Below are 12,651 nucleotides of genomic sequence, written 5' to 3' on the forward strand. Positions count from 1 at the left end.
GGGCCGGCGGGGAGGGTGGTCAGCGTGGTCAGCCGCTGCCCCGGCCGTCCGCCCACGCGGCCAGCGCGTCGAAGTCGGCCCGCTCGAGACCGACCCACGGATCTATCCGCAGCAGGAGACTCGACCCGTCCGCCCCCTGGCCCGCCGCGATCCACTCCCGGTCCAGCTCGGTGATCTCGTCGTCGATCCACGCGAACGGCCGTCCGGCCGCGTACTCCACGATGTATTGTGTCTTCCAGTACGTCCCGGCCGGGGCGCTGCCGTGCATGGCCGGCCAGTCGACGTACGGCAGTGCGGGCAGCCCGAGACGCGGCCCGACCCATTCGTTCGCCTCGTCCTTCCAAGTGGTCGCCCAGACCAGCTCGTACCGGGCGGCCAGCGCGAGCAGCTCCTCGCCGTGCCGGGGGTTGAGCAGAACGGGCAGCGCCGGGCCGGTGGTCCACCCTGTCGGCCGCATGCGGTGCCGCGTGTATCCCTCGGGCGGGCGGCGGCGGGAGAGCGCCGCGTACGGATTGAGCGGACCGTCGACGTCGATCAGCAGCAGCGGCTTCATGCCGCCATGGTCCTCCGCCCACGGTGGGCGACGCGAGGCGTTTGGGTGAGACGTTCATGTCTCAATTGGGTTAGTGTCGTCTCATGACGCTTGATCGAGAGCAGGTGCTGCGCAGCGCCGCCGCCCTGCTGACCCGCAAGTCGACGGCCACCATGGACGAGGTCGCCAAGGCCGCCGGCATCGGCCGCGCCACCCTGCACCGGCACTTCGCCGGGCGGGACGCCCTGGTCAGGGCCTTGGAGGAACTGGGGATCCAGGAGTTCGGAGCGGCGCTCGACGCCGCCGCCCTGGACGAGGGGACGTCCGAGGAGGCGCTGCGCCGGTTCGTCGCCGCGATCGAACCGAGCGCCGGGCTGCTCTCCCTCCTCGTGACCGAGAACCAGCTCTTCGAGGGCGACGAGCAGAACGACGGCTGGGACCGGCTGGACGCCCGGGTCGCCGCGTTCTTCCGGCGCGGCCAGGAGCGCGGCGAGATCCGCGTCGACCTGACCACGGCGTGGCTGACCGAAGCGCTGTACGGGCTGATCAGCAGCGCCGCGTGGGCCGTTCAGGCGGGCCGGGTGGCCGCACAGGACTTCGCGTACATGATCGTCGAGTTGCTGCTCGGCGGCGCACGCCGGAGCGTGGAGCAATGAGCAGCATGGAACGGCAACCGGAGCCCCCGCCCGAGCTGTACCGTCCCGGGCGGTGGATCGCGCTGGCGGTACTGGTGCTCGCCGTGCTGCTGGTGGCCGTCGACGCCACCGTGCTGGGCCTGGCGACCCCCTTCCTCAGCGAGGACCTCGAGCCGACCGGCACCCAGCTGCTCTGGATCGGCGACGTCTACTCCTTCGTCATCGCCGGGCTCCTGGTCTCGATGGGCAGCCTTGGTGACCGCATCGGCCGCAAGAAGCTGCTGCTGTGCGGAGCCACCGCCTTCGGCGCGGTCTCGGTGCTCAACGCATACGCCCAGACGCCCGAGATGATGATCCTGGCGCGGGCCCTGCTCGGCGTCGCCGGCGCCACTCTCATGCCGTCCACCCTCGCCCTGATCCGGAACCTCTTCCACGACGCCCGGGAGAGGAGCCTCGCCATCGGCATCTGGGGGGCGATGGCCTCGGCCGGCGCGGCCGTCGGGCCGGTCGTCGGCGGATTCCTCCTGGAGCACTTCTGGTGGGGCTCGGTCTTCCTGATCAACCTGCCGGTCATGGCGGTCCTCGTGGTGGTCGGTATCAAGATGATCCCCGAGTCGAAGAACCCGGCGCCCGGACCCTGGGACCTGGTGAGCGTGGGGCTCTCGCTGGTCGGCATGATCGGGGTCGTCTACGCCATCAAGGAACTCGCCGCCCACGGCGGGAGCTGGGAAGTCGCGCTCTCGGGCCTCGGCGGTCTGGCGGCGCTCGTCTGGTTCGTACGCCGGCAGTTCCGGCTCCCCGCCCCGCTGCTCGACATGCGGCTCTTCCACCACCGGGGCTTCTCCGGAGCCGTGCTCGCCGATCTGCTGACCATCCTCGGTCTCTCCGGCCTGGTCTTCTTCCTCTCCCAGTTCCTGCAACTGGTCCAGGGGCGCGGACCGCTGGAGGCCGGGCTCGCCGAACTCCCCGCGGCCGTCGGCGCGGTCACCGCCGGTCTGCTGGCCGGAACCACCGCCCGCCGGTTCTCCGTACGGGTCGTGGTGGCCGGCGGTCTCGCCGGGATCGCCCTGGCGCTGGCCGCGGTCGCCGCCGTCCACAAGGAAACCGCCTACCCGCTGATCGGCGCGCTCCTCCTGGTCGTCGGGGTGGGCGCGGGCTTCGCCTTCACGGTCACCTCCGACGTGATCCTCTCCAGCGTCCCGAAGGAGCACGCCGGCTCGGCGTCCGCGGTCTCCGAGACGGCGTACGAACTGGGAGCCGCCCTCGGCATCGCCCTGCTCGGCTCCATCGTCACCGGCGTCTACCAGGGCTTCACCGCGCCCGCCGGGACCCCGCCCGACGTCGCCTCGGCCGCCCACGAGTCACTGGGCGGCGCCGTCGAGGCCGCCAAGACGCTGCCCGAACAGCAGGCGACACCCCTGGTGTCCTCCGCCCAGGACGCCTTCGTCGACGGACTGGGGGCCGCCTCGGCCATCGGCGCCGTCGTCCTGATGGCGACCGCGGTCGCCGCCTGGTTCCTGCTGCGCGGCCAGGAACTGGAGGAAGGCATCGTCCACGAGTAGGCCGGCGCCCCCCAGGCCCGGACATGCGGAAGGGCCCGTACCGCCGACGACCGGGGTACGGGCCCTTCCCGCCGCTGCGCGCAGCGCCGTCGCGCTCCGGTCAGGCGGCCTTGGCCTTCGTCGCGTACATGTCGACGTACTCCTGGCCGGAGAGCCGCATCACCTCGGCCATCACGGAGTCCGTCACCGCCCGCAGCACATAGCGGTCCCGGTCCATGCCCTCGTAGCGCGAGAACTCCATCGCCTCGCCGAAGCGGACCGTGACCTTGCCCGGCCGCGGCAGGCCGGAGCCGCCGGGCTGCAGCTTGTCCGTACCGATCATCGCGAACGGCACCACCGGGGCGCCCGTCATCAGCGTCAGCCGCGCGATCCCCGTACGGCCCCGGTAGAGACGGCCGTCGGGGGAGCGGGTGCCCTCCGGGTAGATCGCGAAGGCCTTGCCCTCCTCCAGGATCCGGCGGCCCGTCATCAGCGCCGCGACACCGCCGCGACCACCGTCCCGGTCCACCGGGATCATGCCGACGCCCGTGAAGAACCAGGCCATCAGCCGGCCCTTGAGTCCCTTGCCCGTGACGTACTCGTCCTTGCCGATGAAGAACACCGGCCGGTCGCAGCAGATCGGCATGATCATCGAGTCGATGAACGTCAGGTGGTTGCCCGCCAGGATCACCGGCCCGGAGCCCGGGATGTTCTCGATGCCCTCCATCCGCGGACGGAACATCAGACGCAGGATCGGTCCGAGCACTGCCTTGATGAGTGCGAGTCGGGACAACGGTTCCTCCGGTGTAGTGGCCGGGCCGGCCGAGGCGACGGATTGAGAGGGTCCATGCAGGTGAGGACGATACTCGCGGGTACTGGCTGATCGCACATCGGGTTCACACGGTGGATACGCAGTGTTGACCTGTGTTTGCGCCAAGTTCGCCCAGATGGCGCTGTCCGGACCGTGCCGTCCGCCTACGCTCGGTCCTCGCCCGACAGGTGCCGGACATCACATGCGAGGAGCATTCATGACAGAGCGTGCGCAGGCCAGTCCCGGACGACGGACCGTCATGGGCGTGGGGGCCGCGGTACTCGGCACCGCCGCCCTCGGGGTCACCGGATCGGCGCAGGCCGCCGGAAAGTCCGGCGGGAACGGCGGCGGCCACCGACTCGACCTGCCGGTGCCGACGGTCATCGGCCACCGGGGCACCAGCGGATACCGCCCCGAACACACGCTCGGCTCCTACCAGCTGGCCCTCGACATGGGGGCGCACGTCATCGAGCAGGACCTGGTGCCGACCAGGGACGGCCACCTCGTGTGCCGCCACGAGAACGACATCACCGCCACCACCGATGTCTCCGCTCACCCCGAGTTCGCGAGCCGCCGCACGACCAAGACGGTCGACGGCGTCGCCCTGACCGGCTGGTTCACCGAGGACTTCACCCTCGCCGAACTGAAGACGCTCCGGGCCAAGGAGCGCATCCCCGGCACCCGCCAGAAGAACACGCTGTACGACGGCCGCTGGCAGATCCCCACCTTCGAGGAGGTCCTGCGCTGGGCCGACCGGGAGGGCCGCCGGCGGCAGAAGCCCGTCTGGCTGTACGTCGAGACCAAGCACCCCACCTACTTCCGCGGCCTGGGCCTCGGCCTGGAGGAGCCGCTCGCCAAGCTGCTGCGCCGCTACGGCCGGCACCGTGCGCAGTCGCCGCTCATCCTCCAGTCCTTCGAGCCCGGCAGCGTCCGGCGGCTGTCCGAACTCGTCGCCACCCCGCGCGTCGTGCTGCTCTCGGGCGCCGGTTCCAGGCCCTGGGACTTCGTGGCCTCCGGCGACCCGCGCACCACCGACGACCTGGTGAAGCCCGCCGGGCTGAAGTGGATGGCGTCCTTCGCGCAGGGCATCGGCCCCACCCTGGACCTCGTCATCCCCAAGGACGGCGCCGGCCGGCTCACCACGCCCACCACCCTGGTGCGGGACGCGCACGCGCAGGGCCTGATCCTGCACCCGTACACGATGCGCAACGAGAACACCTTCCTGCCCGCCGACTTCCGCCGGGGCACGGACCCCAACGCCTACGGCGACGCGTTCGGCGCCTTCGCGGCGTACTTCGCCACGGGAATCGACGGGATCTTCTCCGACAACCCGGACACGGCGCTGCTGGCCGCCGCGGACTTCGCCGGCCGGTAGCGGCCCCCCGCCCGGGGGCGTCAGCACCCGGCCGGGGCGTGCCCCGGTCGGGTGGTCCGGGCAGATTCGGCGCCCAGTGGCCGCTGCGCGCGGTCGGGTGGGGGCGTGACGCTTCTCGATCTTCCTCACGCCCCGCCCGCCCCGAGTGCCGCGACCCTCGTCAGCACCCTCTATCCCCTGGTCAGGGCCGAGGCGGTGGCGGAGGCCGCGGCCTCCGCCACCGGCGCCGCCGTCGACCCCGCCGATCTCGAACAGGCCGTCTGGTTACGGCTGCTGGAACGGCCGGCCGGCCAGGGGCTGCCGGCGGACCCCGCCCGGTGGGTGCGGCGCACCGTCAGGGCGGAGGCCCGCCGCGCCCGCCGCACCGCCCGGCGCGAGCGCCCCTACCGGGACGAGACGGCCGCCGACCCCTCCGGCTGCCCGGAGCGCGCCGCCCTCGGCGCCGACCAGCGCCGGATGCTGCGCGCCGCGGTGGACCGGCTGCCCGGCCCCTGCGCTCGGCTGCTGCACGCGCTGCTCGCCCCCGGCGATCCCACCTACCGGGAAATCGCAGGGGAGTTGGGTATGTCACAGGGGAGTTTGGGTCCGATCCGTTCCCGATGCCTTGGATGTCTGCGCAGAATGCTGGCGGCGGAGGTTGTAGCTCCTGAACTGCGGGGAAAGGAGCGGTAGACAACCGGCGGATCAGGTGAGCGAGAGGCATGCGCAGATGGGCATGAGCGTGATCATCTCGGCGGCGGAGGCACAGGACGCCGAACAGATCTTGAAACTCCAGTACCTCTGCTTCCAGAGCGAGGCGGAGCTGTACGGGAACTACCGGATCGACCCCCTCGTCCAGACCCTCGACTCGGTACGCGCCGAAATCGCCACGAACCTGGTGTTCGTGGCGCGGCTCGGCGAGGAAGTCGTCGGTTCGGTACGGGGGTCGGCGGACCAGGACGGCACCGGACAGATCGGAAAACTCTGCGTCCACCCCCGGCTCCAGGGGCACGGCCTCGGCGCCCGCCTGCTGGGCGCGGCGGAGGCCGGACTCGCCGACCAGAGGTCGACCACCCGCTTCCAACTGCACACCGGTCACCGGAGCGAAGGCAATCTGCGGCTCTACCGGCGCGCGGGCTACGCCCCGGTCGGTGACGCCACCGGCCAGGACGGCGTCCGGATGATCCTGCTGGAGAAGGAGGCCTCGGCGACCGCCTACGTGACGAGCGCCTGATTCCGTCCGGCGCGTCCCGTCGGACCCGCCTCGGCGGACACCTCCTGGTTACGCAGGCCTCGCACGGCGCAGCCACATCATCCCGGTGACCGGAAGGATCACCGGGATGAGCAGGTAGTCCCGGCCGAAGTAGGACCAGACCGTGGCGTCCGCGAAAGCCGAGGGCTCGACCAGCGTCCACGTGCCCACGATCAGCACCCCGGCGAGCTCGGCGGCGCAGCACGCCAGCGCCGTCCGCCGCGCCTTCTCGCCCCCGCGCACCAGCGAATAGGTGATGAAGCCGTAGACGGCCGCGGCGGCGGCCGACAGCAGGTATGACAGGGGGGCCTTGCCGAAGTCCAGGATCATCTGGACGACTGCGCGGGACGCCGCCGCCACGGTGAACACGCCGTAGAACCAGACCAGTACCCGCCCGGGACCCGTGCCCAGATCGAAGGGCTGCTTCTCGCCGGCGGCCGCGGGGGTGCGATCGGTGTCGGTCACGGTCAGTTTCCCCAGATGTCGTAGAGCCGTACTTCGAGAACGGCCAGCACGACCGCGCCCGCCGCCACCGTCACCGAACCCCACCGGGTCCGCTCGCTCAACGACAGGAAGCCCGCCGCCGGTACGGCGAGGAAGGCCCCGATCAGATACGCGATGAAGATGGTCATGCCCTGCTCGGGCCGCTCGCCGCGGGCCGTCTGCACGATCCCCACCACCAGCTGGGACAGCGCCAGCAGGGAGACCACGGCCATCCCGATGAAGTGCCAGTCCTTGGTCGGCTGGTCCCGGTAGGCGGCGAATCCGCACCAGGCGGCGAGGGCGAGGGCGGCCACGCCGACCGCGATCGTCAGGGCGTCAAGCATGAGGCGAGGGTATTACGGGCCCCCGGGCCCGCTGCGTGCGCCCCCGTGCCCGCACACCGCTCCCGACGGCGGCGAAGCCCGGTCCCCGGCACCCGCCCGGCCGGCGGGGAGCCGGGCCGGGGGTCGTGGTCTTGGCCACACGCGCACGGGTCCGAGGCCTGCGGGGGAGGGGCCGGGCTCCGGCCACTCCCTCCTATCCGTGCAGGTCACGGCGTTGCGGCCGGAGACCGCCGAGGCCGGCCGGGCCGGGGCGCCGTTCCATCCACCGCTGTCCGCTATCCGGACAGCCGGTCCGGCGGGAACCTCACGTCTGTTTTACTTGGCGCATGACCACGACGAGCAGCCGCACCCTTGCGACCGAGGCGATCACGACGCCCGGTGCTCGTTGTATGTGTCGAATGCGCGCCTTCTGAGGGCCCACGCCTGAGCCTCGCGCCCCGAAGCGAGACCGAGCCCGAGCCGTCCGCATCCAGCGGAACGCGCCTCCTGCACGCTACCGCGCGGCCACCGCCGCGCCCGGCCGTGCCGGAACCCCGCTCGGAACGTCCGATCGAAACGTCCGGACAGTCTCACCGGACGAATGCCCCGTGCCCGGCGGACACCGCGCCGCGCACTCGACAGTGACGGAAACCCTGTGATCACCACTACGGGCCTCACGAAGGTCTACCAGTCGCGCGACCGCGAGGTCACCGCTCTGGACGGCGTCGACCTGCACGTCCGGGAGGGCGAGGTGTTCGGCGTCATCGGGCAGAGCGGCGCCGGCAAGTCCTCCCTCATCCGCTGCGTCAACCTGCTGGAGCGCCCCACCTCCGGCACCGTGACCGTCGCGGGCCAGGACCTCACCGCTCTCGCGGGCCGCGGCCGCCGGGCCGGCAAGGAACTGCGCGAGGCACGCAGCCGCATCGGCATGGTCTTCCAGCACTTCAACCTGCTGGCCTCCCGCACCGTCCAGGGCAACGTCGAGCTCCCGCTGGAGATCCTCGGCGTCACCGGCCGCGAACGGTCCCGCAAGGCCCTCGAACTCCTCGACCTGGTCGGCCTCGCCGACAAGGCCAAGGCATACCCGGGCCAGCTCTCCGGCGGCCAGAAGCAGCGCGTCGGCATCGCCCGGGCACTCGCGGGCGACCCCAAGGTGCTGCTCTCCGACGAGGCGACCTCGGCCCTCGACCCCGAGACCACCCGCTCCATCCTCCACCTGCTGCGCGACCTCAACCAGCAGCTCGGTCTCACCGTCCTGCTCATCACGCACGAGATGGACGTCGTCAAGACGATCTGCGACTCCGCCGCCCTGATGCGCAAGGGCCGCGTCGTCGAGTCCGGAACCGTCGGCGATCTGCTCGCCACCCCCGGCTCCGAACTCGCCCACGAACTCTTCCCGGTCGGCGGCAGCGCCTCCGGCCCCGACCGCACGGTCATCGACGTCACCTTCCACGGCGACGCCGCCGGCCGGCCGGTGATCTCGCAGCTCTCCCGTACGTACAACATCGACATCTCGATCCTCGGCGCCGCGATGGACACCGTCGGCGGCAAGCAGATCGGCCGGATGCGCATCGAGCTGCCCGGCCGGTTCGAGGAGAACGTCGTGCCGATCGGCTTCCTGCGCGAGCAGGGGCTGCAGGCCGAGGTCGTCGAGACCGCACCCGTCATCATTCCCGCACCGCTCACCAAGGAGGTGGCGAAGTGACCTGGTCCGAAATGCAGCCGCTGCTGACGCAGGGGACCGTCGACACCCTCTACATGGTCCTGTGGTCCGCGGTCGTCACCGTCCTGGCCGGACTGCCGCTCGGCGTGCTCCTCGTCCTCACCGACAAGGGCGGACTGCTGCAGAACACCCCCGTGAACAAGGTCATCGGCGTGATCGTGAACATCGGCCGCTCGCTGCCGTTCATCATCCTGCTGATCGCGCTGATCCCCTTCACCACCTGGGTCGTCGGCACGTTCATCGGCCCGACCGCGATGATCGTGCCGCTCGCCGTCGGCGCCATCCCGTTCTTCGCCCGGCTCGTCGAGACGGCGGTGCGCGAGGTCGACCACGGGCTCGTCGAAGCCGTCCAGTCCATGGGCGGTTCCATCCCGACGATCGTCCGCAAGGTCCTGCTGCCGCAGGCGCTGCCGTCCCTCGTCTCCGGCGTCACCACCACCGTCATCGTGCTCATCGGCTACTCCGCGATGGCGGGCGCGGTCGGCGGTGAAGGACTCGGATCCAAGGCCGTCACCTACGGATTCCAGCGCTTCGACAACCAGTTCATGCTCATCACCGTCGCGCTGCTCATCGTCATCGTGACCGTGATCCAGCTGATCGGCGACGGGGCCGTACGCCTGCTGGCCCGCCGCGGCCGCACCACCTCCTGAGACTTCTCCCCCCGAGCCCGCACTCCTTGTCCGGGCGTACCACCGTCACCACCTGAAAGAGGCACTCTTCGTGCGTAAGAACATCAAGATCACCGCGGCTGCCGCCGCCACCGCCGCCCTCGCCTTCGGCCTCACCGCCTGCGGCACGGACTCCGACCCGTCGTCCAACAGCGGGACCGGCGCCCAGGCCGACACCTCCAAGGCGCTGGTCGTGGCCGCGTCCCCGACGCCGCACGCCGACATCCTGGACTTCGTCAAGAAGAACCTGGCGGCCAAGGCCGGCCTCAAGCTGGAGGTCAAGGAGTTCACGGACTACGTCCTGCCGAACACCGCCACCGAGAACGGCCAGGTCGACGCCAACTTCTTCCAGCACCAGCCCTACCTGGACGACTTCAACAAGAAGAACAACACCCACCTGGTCTCCGTCGGCACCGTGCACCTGGAGCCCCTCGGCCTCTACTCCAAGAAGGTCAAGGGCCTGGGCGACATCAAGTCCGGCCAGACCATCGCCGTACCCAACGACACCACCAACGAGGGCCGCGCCCTCCAGCTGCTCGCCGAGAACGGCCTGATCACCCTCAAGGCCGGGGTCGGCACCAGCGCCAAGCTGAGCGACATCACCGACAAGAAGGGGCTCGAGTTCAAGGAGCTGGAGGCCGCAACCGTCCCCCGCGCCCTGAACGACGTGGACGCCGCCGTCATCAACGGCAACTACGCCATCGAGGCCGACCTCAAGCCGGCCAAGGACGCCCTGGTGCTGGAGAAGGCCGACGGCAACCCGTACGCCAACATCATCGCCGTGAAGAAGGGCAACGAGAAGGACGCCCGCGTCGAGAAGCTGGTGCAGCTCCTCCACTCCGACGAGGTCAAGAAGTTCATCGAGGACACCTACCAGGGCTCGGTCATTCCGGCGTTCGACGCCGCAGCCAAGTCCTGACCCCGGCAGGGCACTTGCCCCTAGAGCCCCGCACACCCCGCCCGGGGGTGCGGGGCTCCGCCGTGCCGACCCGGCCATGCACGAGGCCCGCCCGATGCTGCATGCTGTGCCTTTACACGGTCTTCGGCATGGAGCTGCGCATGACTTCCACCTTTCCGGACATCTCCATCAGCACGGACCGGTTGGTGCTGCGCCCGTTCGACATGGCGGACGTCCCCGCGTACATCGAGATGATGAACGACGAACTCGTCGTCGCCTGGACCGAGGCGCCCCACCCCTACGGCCAGGTCGACGCCGAACGCTGGGTCCGCAGGATCGCTCCCGCCCAGCGCACCACGGGCGACGGCATCGTGTTCGCCGTCACCGAGTTCCTCACCCAGCGCCTCGTCGGCCAGGTGCGGCTGCGCAACACCGACTGGCGCACCCGCGCCACCGAGGCCGCTTACATCACCGCTCCGTGGGCACGGGGTGAGGGGTACGCCACCGAGTCGGTCCTGGCCGTGGCCCAGTGGCTCTTCCGCGACCAGGCATTCGAGCGCATCGAACTGCGCACCGCCGCCGACAACACCGCCTCCCAGCAGGTCGCGCAGAAGCTCGGCTGCATCAGTGAGGGAGTGCTGCGCAACGCCCGCATAGCCCGCTCACAGACCGAGGACGGAGGATGGACCGACATCAGGACCGACCTGATCGTCTGGGGCCTGCTCCCCGAAGACCTCGAAGGGGTGGCCGAAGAGCTCGCCGACGCCGGTGGCTACGGCACCTACAACGACTGGAACTGACTTCCCCGGGGCACCCACACCGCTGTGGTCCGGACCAGGTAGCCTCACCCTGCCCGGCCCCGGGCAACCAGCCCCACCTGCGACACCTCCAGGAGACTGACGACAGATGGCCGACCGGGTCACAGTGATCGGCTGGGACGGCTCACCACTGACCAGAGCGGCCACGGCCGCGCTCTCGGGCGCCACCCTCGTCGCCGGAGCCGCCCACCACCTCGCGCTGCCCGAGGTCCCGCACGGCGCGGAGCGCATCCGGCTCGGTTCCGTCGACCTCGCGGCCCGCAGGATCGCCGGCCACCGCGGCAGCGCCGTGGTCCTCGCCGACGGGGACCCCGGGTTCTTCGGTGTCGTACGCACGCTGCGCGCCCCCGAACACGGCCTCGAAGTCGAAGTGGTGCCCGCCGTCTCCTCCGTGGCCACCGCCTTCGCCCGCGCCGGCATGCCGTGGGAGGACGCACAGACGGTCGTCGCCCACCCCCGCACCCTGCGCCGCGCCGTGAACGTCTGCCGTGCCCACCACAAGGTCGCCGTCCTCACCTCGCCCGGCGCGGGCCCCGCCGAACTCGCCCTCCTCCTCGAAGGCGTCCATCGCACCTTCGTCATCTGCGAGGAACTCGGCACCGACCGCGAACAGGTCACGGTCGTCACCTCCGACGCCGCCGCCGACCACGTCTGGCGCGACCCCAACGTCGTCATCGTCATCGGCCAGGGCCCCGAACAGCGGGCCGAGGGCGCCTGGATCGCGGGCCGCCATCCCGCCTACCCCCAGGGCGTACGCGGCTGGGCGCTGCCCGCCGACGCCTACCCGGGCGCGGGCAGGGACGCCGCGACGGGCGCCGGGGGCGGCAGCGGCGAGGGCGAGACCCCCGGCCTCCGCGCCGCCCAACTCGCCCACCTCGGACCCCGGGCCGGTGACCTGCTCTGGGACATCGGCTCCGGCAGCGGCGCCCTGGCCGTGGAGGCGGCCCGCTTCGGCGCGGCCGTCCTGGCCGTCGACCGCGACCCCGACGCCTGCGCCCGCACGACCGCGGCGGCACGGGCCTTCGGCGTCCAGCTCCAGGTCGTCCAGGGCCAGGCACCGCACGCACTGGAACGGCTGCCCGAGCCCGATGTCGTACGCATCGGCGGCGGCGGCGCCCCCGTCGTCACCGCCGTCGCCGACCGCAGGCCGGAGCGGATCGTGACGCACGCGTCGACCCGGGACGAGGCCGAGGCGCTGGGCGCCGCCCTCACGGAGAACGGCTACACCGTCGCCTGCTCCCTCCTCCAGTCCGTCGAACTCGACACAACCGCATGGTCGGAGCGCGAACGCAATGTCGTCTTCCTGCTCTCCGCGCTGCGTTCGGACCTTGCCCCCTGACCCGTCGGCACCCGGTGCGAGGTAGGCTGGCCGATCGTTGCACCGCGCCCGGACGTTCGTCGCTTCGTTCGTCAATGTCCGGAAAAGGGGACTGTTTTGGACCCCGGTGTGGTACGGCAGAACCGGGGGACGCGCAACGTGGCGCAGTCCACAGCGAGCCGTGGCGAAATGACCTGCCGCGGCGCCGAACGGCCGCGAGAATGCAGTATGTCCGCGTCCGACTCGTGCCGCGCGGCGCGCCCGCTCGTCCATGGGACGAGCACCGGCGTGCCGT

At 71.2% G+C, this 12,651-nt stretch carries 14 protein-coding genes; 10 read left to right on the plus strand and 4 right to left on the minus strand.

The window, feature by feature from the left end:
- Positions 1 to 28: 28 nt before the first annotated feature.
- Positions 29 to 553, minus strand: coding sequence for an HAD domain-containing protein (locus ABZ454_RS18680; protein ID WP_359539250.1), 525 nt, complete (start codon positions 551 to 553; stop codon positions 29 to 31).
- A gap of 83 nt (positions 554 to 636) precedes the next feature.
- On the opposite strand from ABZ454_RS18680, the gene ABZ454_RS18685 reads away from it, so the two are divergent.
- Together ABZ454_RS18685 and ABZ454_RS18690 are read left to right on the plus strand one after the other, a co-directional pair.
- Positions 637 to 1,188 carry a helix-turn-helix domain-containing protein gene (locus tag ABZ454_RS18685; RefSeq protein ID WP_359539253.1) on the plus strand — a complete coding sequence of 184 codons (552 nt, stop codon included), beginning with the start codon at positions 637 to 639 and terminating at the stop codon, positions 1,186 to 1,188.
- Entirely contained in the window at positions 1,185 to 2,729 is a 1,545-nt protein-coding gene (locus ABZ454_RS18690; RefSeq protein WP_356317308.1) for an MFS transporter, read from the plus strand. Before ABZ454_RS18685 ends, ABZ454_RS18690 begins: the two co-directional genes overlap by 4 nt.
- Positions 2,730 to 2,829: 100 nt before the next feature.
- Here ABZ454_RS18690 and ABZ454_RS18695 read toward each other — a convergent pair whose 3' ends face one another.
- Positions 2,830 to 3,501 carry a lysophospholipid acyltransferase family protein gene (locus ABZ454_RS18695; RefSeq protein WP_356317306.1) on the minus strand — a complete coding sequence of 224 codons (672 nt, stop codon included), beginning with the start codon at positions 3,499 to 3,501 and terminating at the stop codon, positions 2,830 to 2,832.
- A 235-nt stretch (positions 3,502 to 3,736) separates the two neighbouring features.
- Between ABZ454_RS18695 and ABZ454_RS18700 the strand changes: the two genes are divergently transcribed.
- The 3 genes from ABZ454_RS18700 (at position 3,737) to ABZ454_RS18710 (ending at position 6,107) form a co-directional block, all read left to right on the plus strand.
- On the plus strand, positions 3,737 to 4,894 hold the full coding sequence (locus ABZ454_RS18700) for a glycerophosphodiester phosphodiesterase (RefSeq protein WP_356317304.1): 1,158 nt from the start codon (positions 3,737 to 3,739) through the stop codon (positions 4,892 to 4,894).
- A 105-nt stretch (positions 4,895 to 4,999) separates the two neighbouring features.
- Positions 5,000 to 5,566 (plus strand): sigma-70 family RNA polymerase sigma factor, encoded by a 567-nt coding sequence (locus ABZ454_RS18705; protein ID WP_356317302.1) that lies wholly within the window; start codon positions 5,000 to 5,002, stop codon positions 5,564 to 5,566.
- Between the two features lie 37 nt (positions 5,567 to 5,603).
- Positions 5,604 to 6,107, plus strand: coding sequence for a GNAT family N-acetyltransferase (locus ABZ454_RS18710; RefSeq protein WP_356317474.1), 504 nt, complete (start codon positions 5,604 to 5,606; stop codon positions 6,105 to 6,107).
- Positions 6,108 to 6,155: 48 nt separating this feature from the next.
- Here the strand turns inward: ABZ454_RS18710 and ABZ454_RS18715 are convergent, their stop codons facing one another.
- Positions 6,156 to 6,590, minus strand: a complete 435-nt coding sequence (locus ABZ454_RS18715) for a hypothetical protein (protein ID WP_356317300.1) — start codon at positions 6,588 to 6,590, stop codon at positions 6,156 to 6,158.
- Positions 6,591 to 6,592: 2 nt separating this feature from the next.
- Positions 6,593 to 6,952, minus strand: coding sequence for a hypothetical protein (locus ABZ454_RS18720; RefSeq protein ID WP_356317298.1), 360 nt, complete (start codon positions 6,950 to 6,952; stop codon positions 6,593 to 6,595).
- A 634-nt stretch (positions 6,953 to 7,586) separates the two neighbouring features.
- On the opposite strand from ABZ454_RS18720, the gene ABZ454_RS18725 reads away from it, so the two are divergent.
- The 5 genes from ABZ454_RS18725 (at position 7,587) to cbiE (ending at position 12,377) form a co-directional block, all read left to right on the plus strand.
- Complete coding sequence (locus ABZ454_RS18725; RefSeq protein ID WP_356317295.1) at positions 7,587 to 8,636, plus strand: ATP-binding cassette domain-containing protein; 1,050 nt, start codon at positions 7,587 to 7,589, stop codon at positions 8,634 to 8,636.
- Positions 8,633 to 9,304 (plus strand): methionine ABC transporter permease, encoded by a 672-nt coding sequence (locus ABZ454_RS18730; RefSeq protein WP_356317293.1) that lies wholly within the window; start codon positions 8,633 to 8,635, stop codon positions 9,302 to 9,304. Before ABZ454_RS18725 ends, ABZ454_RS18730 begins: the two co-directional genes overlap by 4 nt.
- Before the next feature lie 70 nt (positions 9,305 to 9,374).
- The gene (locus ABZ454_RS18735; protein WP_359539261.1) at positions 9,375 to 10,241 is read left to right on the plus strand and encodes a MetQ/NlpA family ABC transporter substrate-binding protein; all 867 of its coding nucleotides are present in this window, start codon (positions 9,375 to 9,377) and stop codon (positions 10,239 to 10,241) included.
- Positions 10,242 to 10,342: 101 nt separating this feature from the next.
- Complete coding sequence (locus ABZ454_RS18740; protein WP_356317288.1) at positions 10,343 to 11,020, plus strand: GNAT family N-acetyltransferase; 678 nt, start codon at positions 10,343 to 10,345, stop codon at positions 11,018 to 11,020.
- A gap of 106 nt (positions 11,021 to 11,126) precedes the next feature.
- On the plus strand, positions 11,127 to 12,377 hold the full coding sequence (gene cbiE / locus ABZ454_RS18745) for a precorrin-6y C5,15-methyltransferase (decarboxylating) subunit CbiE (RefSeq protein ID WP_359539264.1): 1,251 nt from the start codon (positions 11,127 to 11,129) through the stop codon (positions 12,375 to 12,377).
- The last annotated feature ends 274 nt before the right edge of the window (positions 12,378 to 12,651 follow it).

The organism is Streptomyces sp. NPDC005803 (assembly GCF_040630435.1).
Taxonomy (GTDB): domain Bacteria; phylum Actinomycetota; class Actinomycetes; order Streptomycetales; family Streptomycetaceae; genus Streptomyces.

Excerpts from the sequence above, each read along its gene's own strand:
- ABZ454_RS18680 (WP_359539250.1), bottom strand. The coding sequence starts at position 553 with ATGAAGCCGCTGCTGCTGATCGACGTCGACGGTCCGCTCAATCCGTAC.
- ABZ454_RS18685 (WP_359539253.1), top strand. The coding sequence starts at position 637 with ATGACGCTTGATCGAGAGCAGGTGCTGCGCAGCGCCGCCGCCCTGCTG.
- ABZ454_RS18690 (WP_356317308.1), top strand. The coding sequence starts at position 1,185 with ATGAGCAGCATGGAACGGCAACCGGAGCCCCCGCCCGAGCTGTACCGT.
- ABZ454_RS18700 (WP_356317304.1), top strand. The coding sequence starts at position 3,737 with ATGACAGAGCGTGCGCAGGCCAGTCCCGGACGACGGACCGTCATGGGC.
- ABZ454_RS18710 (WP_356317474.1), top strand. The coding sequence starts at position 5,604 with ATGGGCATGAGCGTGATCATCTCGGCGGCGGAGGCACAGGACGCCGAA.
- ABZ454_RS18720 (WP_356317298.1), bottom strand. The coding sequence starts at position 6,952 with ATGCTTGACGCCCTGACGATCGCGGTCGGCGTGGCCGCCCTCGCCCTC.
- ABZ454_RS18740 (WP_356317288.1), top strand. The coding sequence starts at position 10,343 with ATGCTGTGCCTTTACACGGTCTTCGGCATGGAGCTGCGCATGACTTCC.
- cbiE (WP_359539264.1), top strand. The coding sequence starts at position 11,127 with ATGGCCGACCGGGTCACAGTGATCGGCTGGGACGGCTCACCACTGACC.